Source organism: Sphingopyxis sp., assembly GCF_036402335.1.
Classification (GTDB): domain Bacteria; phylum Pseudomonadota; class Alphaproteobacteria; order Sphingomonadales; family Sphingomonadaceae; genus Sphingopyxis.
In genome coordinates this window covers 1-3,902 of record NZ_DASWTD010000098.1, presented here as the reverse complement: position 1 = coordinate 3,902, position 3,902 = coordinate 1, and the positions used below count along the sequence as shown (strand labels likewise).

5 protein-coding genes are annotated in these 3,902 nt (G+C 66.0%); 1 reads left to right on the top strand and 4 read right to left on the bottom strand.

From position 1 onward, the window contains the following. Both VGD20_RS02950 and ubiG read right to left on the bottom strand, forming a co-directional pair. Positions 1-361: DUF1801 domain-containing protein (locus tag VGD20_RS02950; protein ID WP_331133018.1), on the bottom strand; the 361-nt coding region annotated here is incomplete at its 3' end. Continuing rightward, positions 349-1,074 carry a bifunctional 2-polyprenyl-6-hydroxyphenol methylase/3-demethylubiquinol 3-O-methyltransferase UbiG gene (gene ubiG, locus VGD20_RS02945; RefSeq protein ID WP_331133017.1) on the bottom strand — a complete coding sequence of 242 codons (726 nt, stop codon included), beginning with the start codon at positions 1,072-1,074 and terminating at the stop codon, positions 349-351. The genes ubiG and VGD20_RS02950, both read right to left, overlap by 13 nt. A 161-nt stretch (positions 1,075-1,235) precedes the next feature. Here ubiG and VGD20_RS02940 point away from each other — a divergent pair, with 161 nt between their 5' ends. Continuing rightward, positions 1,236-2,483 (top strand): aspartate kinase, encoded by a 1,248-nt coding sequence (locus tag VGD20_RS02940; protein ID WP_331133016.1) that lies wholly within the window; start codon positions 1,236-1,238, stop codon positions 2,481-2,483. Positions 2,484-2,584: 101 nt separating this feature from the next. Here the strand turns inward: VGD20_RS02940 and VGD20_RS02935 are convergent, their stop codons facing one another. Together VGD20_RS02935 and VGD20_RS02930 are read right to left on the bottom strand one after the other, a co-directional pair. After that, entirely contained in the window at positions 2,585-3,166 is a 582-nt protein-coding gene (locus tag VGD20_RS02935; protein WP_331133015.1) for an inner membrane-spanning protein YciB, read from the bottom strand. 119 nt (positions 3,167-3,285) lie between these two features. After that, positions 3,286-3,902 (bottom strand): HlyD family secretion protein (locus VGD20_RS02930; RefSeq protein WP_331133014.1); only part of this gene is annotated, 617 nt, incomplete at its 5' end.

Below are 3,902 nucleotides of genomic sequence, written 5' to 3'. Positions count from 1 at the left end.
GCTTGCCTTCGGCGCACAGCGCCGCCGCCTTGACGATCCACTCCGCCATCTGCGTGTCGTCCGGCAGGTCGGTCAGCGACGCCAGCCGCCCCATGCTGCCCATCGCGCCCTTGTTGCGCGGCGAACCCGTGACCTCCTCGTCACGCCAGAAACCGAAGGTTGCATGATCCTTGAACGCCGCCATGCCCGCCAGATTCTGTCCGCCGAGCACGAAATGCGGCACGCCCCATTTCAGCGTCTCTTCGCAGCCCGGCGCGTACCGATGCACCAGTTCGCGCAAATGGGTCAGGATCGGCTCCGCAAAGGGCTGCGCCTTCGCGATATAGGCGTCGACGCGCGGGTCGCGGGTCAGCCCGGCCACCGCGCGGCGATCAGATAGTTGAGCGCCTCGCTGCCGCCGAGCTTGAAGCCCTTGGCGGGCGACGGCGACAGGCCGGCACGGTCGATGACCTCCAGCCCGGCGCCTTCGAGCAGCTTGGTGAGTTCGTCGGGCTTCAGGAACTGGTCCCAGTCGTGCGTCCCGCGCGGCACCGCGCCGATCCGCTCGGCCGCCTCGACCAGCAGCAGCTTCGACAGCGCCGTCCGGTTCGGCGTCGACAGGATCATCAGCCCGCCGGGCGCAAGGCGCGCCGCGAGTTCGCCGATGAACGCGGCGGGATCGGTGACATGTTCGACGACCTCCATCGAGGTGACGAGGTCGAAGGTCGCGGGCGGCAGCGCGGAAAGTTCGCCGGCAAAATAGCTGATCGCCAGCCCCTGCCCCGCCGCATGTTCGCGCGCCGCGGCAATATTCTCAGGCGCGGCATCGACGCCGGTAACTTTGGCGCCCATTCGCGCAAGCGGTTCGGCGAGCAGCCCCGCACCGCAACCAACATCGATCGCGCTGCGCCCTGCGAGCGCATAACGCTCACGCGCATCGACGTGCCAATGCGCGTCGATCTGTTCGCGGATATAGGCAAGCCGCACCGGATTGAGCTTGTGCAGCATCGCTGAAGACCCGTGCGGATCCCACCAGTCGGCGGCGAGCGCGCCGAAATGGGCGGCTTCGTGCGGGTTGATCGTGGCGGCACTCATGCCCCGCGATGTGGCACCGCGGCTCGCGCCATGCAAGAAATTCTATCCCGCGCATACGATGCCGGTCTTGCCATCCCTCTCCCCCTTGCCTAACGACGCGAGCGCCGCAGAAATGCTTGGAAAAGTTGCGGTCGAAACCAGATTCAGGAAAGCGGGGCGAGATGGCGCGGATCGTGATGAAATTCGGGGGCACGTCGATGGCGGGCACCGAGCGGATTCGCACCGTCGCGAAACTCGTGGCGCGCGAAGTCGGACTGGGTAACGAGGTCGCCGTCGTCGTCTCGGCAATGGCGGGCGAGACCGACCGCCTCGTCAATTTCTGCCGCGAGGCGAACCCGCGTTACGACCCCGCCGAATATGACGTCGTCGTTGCCGCGGGCGAACAGATCACCTCGGGCCTGCTCGCACTGACCTTGCAGGCGATGGGCACCCCGGCGCGCAGCTGGCTCGGCTGGCAGCTCCCGATCCGGACCGAAGAGGCGCACGCCCGTGCGCGCATCGCCGATATCGACACCGGCGCGCTCGCCACGGCGATGGCGAAGGGCGAGGTCGCCGTTATCCCGGGCTTTCAGGGCCTGATGGACGATGGCCGCGTCTCGACACTCGGCCGCGGCGGGTCGGACACAAGCGCCGTCGCGGTGGCCGCGGCGCTCAAGGCCGACCGCTGTGACATCTACACCGACGTCGACGGGGTCTACACGACCGACCCGCGCATCGTCGCACGCGCGCGCAAGCTCGACTATGTGACCTATGAGGAAATGCTCGAGCTCGCGAGCGTCGGCGCGAAAGTGCTCCAGACGCGTTCGGTCGGGCTCGCGATGAAAGAGGGCGTGCGCGTGCAGGTCCTCTCGAGTTTCGTCGAGGGCGACGAAGCCCCCGCCACCGGCACGATGATCGTCAGCGACGAGGAAATAGAGGAACATCAGATGGAACGGCAGCTGATCACCGGCATCGCCCACGACAAGAATGAAGCCAAGGTCATCGTCACGCGCGTGCCCGACAAGCCGGGTGCGGTCGCCAACATCTTCGGCCCGCTCGCCGCCGCCGGGATCAACGTCGACATGATCATCCAGAATGTCGGCCGCGAAAAGGGCGAGACCGACGTGACCTTCACCGTTCCCGCCACCGACCTGCTGCGCTCGATCGACCTGCTCGAAGGGTCGAAGGACAAGATCGGCTTCAACCGCATCATCAGCGATGACAAGGTCGCGAAGATCAGCGTCGTCGGCGTCGGCATGAAGAGCCACGCGGGGGTCGCCAGCACGATGTTCCGCGCATTGGCCGACCGCGGCATCAACATCCAGGCGATCTCGACCAGCGAGATCAAGGTCAGCGTGCTGATCGACGAGGATGAAACCGAACTGGCGGTGCGCGTCCTCCACACCGCCTACGGGCTCGACGCCGAGTAATAGGGGCTCGCGTCGATTGTGATCCCCGGCGAAAGCGGGGGCCCACGAACTGCCGCGCTACATTTTTCGGGCCCCGGCATTCGCCGGGGAACACGCCCCTTCTATTCCGCCGCCAACGGCTGCAATCCGCCCGCGCGGCGGCGCAGCCGTGCCTGCGTGATGAAATGCACCACCGCGATGTGGACCGCGAACAGGCCGAATTTCGACGCGAGCGGGAAAATCCCGATGAACAGCGGCCACCATGCGGTGAAGAAGAGCGCGATGACGAGGTTCAACGCTGCGCTCGCGAACATCAGCGCGGCCCAGATCATGCCGAACCGGTCCATGACATCGCCGACGATCGCAAGCTGTTCGGGCGGGATGTAGCGATTGAGCCATCCCTTGCGCAGCATCACGCTGCCCACGATCAGATAGACGATCGTCGGCTTGGCCATCACGAAACGCGGGTCGCCGGTAAAAAGCGTCGCCGCGGCGGTGAAGAGCACCGACGCAAGGCTGATCCACTGCAGCGCCGCAACTTTCTTGCCGCGCGCCAGTTCATAGCCGACGACAGCAACCGCAACGGCTGTGCCCGCGATCGTCGCGGGAACGATGCCCGCGCCGGCAACGAGCAGCACTGCAAAGACGATAATGCCGAGCGAGTCGAACAGCATCGGCCCGATGGCATAGAGCAGGGTTTTCATCTGACTGTACCTTTCCGACTCAATGTTATCGACGTAAACATTGACGATAGCAAGCGCCGGGGTCAAGCAGAAATTTACATTGTTAACATTGAATGCGGCGAAACGCGCGCGGACGGCGATCAGCCGCGGAGCCGGACTTTCGCCGTCACCGACAATCCGGGTCTGAGTTCGGCGAGCGCCGCCTGCCCCCGATCGAGCCTGATGCGCACCCCGACGCGCTGGACGATCTTCGTGAAATTGCCCGATCCGGGCTCGAAGGGCAGCAAGGTGAATTCGCTCCCCGACCCCGGCGCAAGGCTTTCGACCGTGCCGTGCAGCGTCTCGCCCAGTGCATCGACATAGACGTCGGCCTTTTGGCCCGGGCGCATCGCGCGCGTCTGCGTTTCCTTGAAATTGGCAATGACATAGATCGACTTCACCGGCACGACCGAGAGCAGCCGCGAGCCGGGCTGGACATAGTCGCCGACCTGGATACGCCGGTTGCCGACCACGCCATCGATCGGCGCGGCGACGAGCGTATGGCCGCGATCGAGCTTTGCCAGTGCCAGCGCGGCGCGCGCCTTTGCCGCTTCGGCCTCGGCCGCCTTGACCTGCGCCGCGAGGATCGGCCCCTTGGCACGCGTCACCGCCGCCGCCTCGACGCTCGCGCCAAGGTCGGCGCGCGAACGCTGCGCCGCCGATGCCGCGCCGACCGCGGTCGCCGATACCTGCTCGGCATCGCGCTTCGTCACGAAGC

Excerpts from the sequence above, each read along its gene's own strand:
- VGD20_RS02935 (WP_331133015.1), bottom strand. The coding sequence starts at position 3,166 with ATGAAAACCCTGCTCTATGCCATCGGGCCGATGCTGTTCGACTCGCTC.
- VGD20_RS02940 (WP_331133016.1), top strand. The coding sequence starts at position 1,236 with ATGGCGCGGATCGTGATGAAATTCGGGGGCACGTCGATGGCGGGCACC.
- ubiG (WP_331133017.1), bottom strand. The coding sequence starts at position 1,074 with ATGAGTGCCGCCACGATCAACCCGCACGAAGCCGCCCATTTCGGCGCG.